2 protein-coding genes are annotated in these 1,630 nt (G+C 67.3%); one reads left to right on the top strand and one right to left on the bottom strand.

Translation table 11 applies throughout. The features are described 5' to 3' along the window. A partial coding sequence (locus VGD20_RS19750) for an alpha/beta hydrolase (RefSeq protein WP_331136083.1) occupies positions 1 to 839 on the top strand: 839 nt, incomplete at its 5' end. Here VGD20_RS19750 and VGD20_RS19745 read toward each other — a convergent pair. Continuing rightward, positions 836 to 1,630 (bottom strand): DUF2332 domain-containing protein (locus VGD20_RS19745; RefSeq protein WP_331136082.1); only part of this gene is annotated, 795 nt, incomplete at its 5' end. The genes VGD20_RS19750 and VGD20_RS19745 overlap by 4 nt on opposite strands.

Raw genomic sequence — 1,630 nt, 5'->3', positions numbered from 1 at the left:
TGGGCGGCGATCCGTCGGACGACGCGGTGTTCTTCCTGCACGGTTTTCCCGAATCGCACCGCACCTGGCGGCACCAGATGCCCGCGCTCGCCGGCGACTATTTCGTCGTGGCCCCCGACCAGCGCGGCTTTGCGCGCTCGTCCAAGCCCGCCGAGGTTGCGGACTATGCGCCCGAAAAGCCTGTCGCCGACCTGATCGCGCTCGCCGATGCGCTGGGGATCGGGACATTCACGCTGGTCGGGCATGACTGGGGCGGCGCGATCGCGTGGATGGCGGCGCTTCGGCATCCCGAGCGCGTGGCAAGGCTCGTGATCGTCAACGCGCCGCACCCGCTGATCTTCCAGAGGACGCTGTTCGACGACATGGCCCAACGCGAGGCGAGCCAGTATATCCGCGCGTTCCGCAATCCCGGGCTGGAGAGATACATCGATTCGATCGGGCTCGCGAAGTTCTTCGAAACGAGCTTCCTGAAGCACACCGATTTCGCGAAGATCGGGGATGAAAAGGCGGTCTATCTCGACCAATGGGGGCAGCCCGGCGCGATGACCGCGATGCTCAACTGGTACCGCGCCTCGGCGATCGTCGTCCCCGCAATGGACGAGGCGCCCGAGCGCCCGGCCTGGCTCGACGGACCGTTCCCCGTGCTGGCGATGCCCGTGCTGGTCATCTGGGGCACCGGCGACAAGGCGCTGCTGCCCTGCCAGCTCGAAGGGCTCGATGCGTTGTGCGCCGATCTCGAGATCGTGAAGGTCGATTCGGGGCATTTCGTGCCGTGGGAGAATCCCGGCGCGGTGACCGATGCGCTCAGCGCCTTCCTGAAAGCGCGCGTTCCTGCCTAGATCCTTCCCCGCCAGCTGATCCAGGCGCAGTGCGGATGCGCGTCGGCGAGGTGGAGTTCGGTGCCGTCCGGCCATAATGTGAGCCGCAGCTCACAGGTGTCGCGATCGGCATTGGCCTCGAGCCGGAGCCAACCCAGCGGCGTCTCCGCATTGGCGGCGTCGCCAGCGGATCTGATCGCGTGCTCGACGCGCGCCTTCGTCGAATCAGGGAAATACTGGAACGTAATGGTGTGGAAGACGATGCGCGCAACGCCTGACGTCCGCGGTTCGGCGAGCCGCGCCTCGATCCAGTCCGCCGCGTCGCCACATTCCAGTCTCGGAGGATACGCTTCAGCGATCGCGATGGCGGTCTCGAGCCGCGCTACGCGCTCGGCCTGTTCGGGCCAGATATAGGCGATCAGCCTTTCCCGATTCTCGGGATCGGCAATTGCGATCGGGGACATGTCGATGCCCCGCGCCGAGAGGATGCGGGCATCGGCGGCGGGCGGCGGCGGGCCGTGCCATTTGGGCGCAAGAACGAGCGACGATGCCGGATCCCCCGCGGCGACGCCGCCGAGATCGAAGCGGTAATGCGCGAGATTGAGGTTAAGCCCCGCGCTGGACCCGAGTTCGAGCAATTCGAAGGGCAGCCCGAAGCGGTCCGCCGCGACCAGCAATCCCGCCATTACCGCGGCGCTGCGCGCGGTCTCGTTGGTCTGGGGCGGGAGGTCGAGCCAGCGTTCGAGCCAGGCATCCTCGGCCGCGATCGCCGCCCGGACCGCAGCGTGTGCATCGCCGGACTCGCCGCGATA

This window comes from Sphingopyxis sp. (genome assembly GCF_036402335.1).
GTDB lineage: Bacteria > Pseudomonadota > Alphaproteobacteria > Sphingomonadales > Sphingomonadaceae > Sphingopyxis.
The sequence above is the reverse complement of the archived record's forward strand: the minus strand, read 5'-3'. Positions and strand labels throughout refer to the sequence as shown.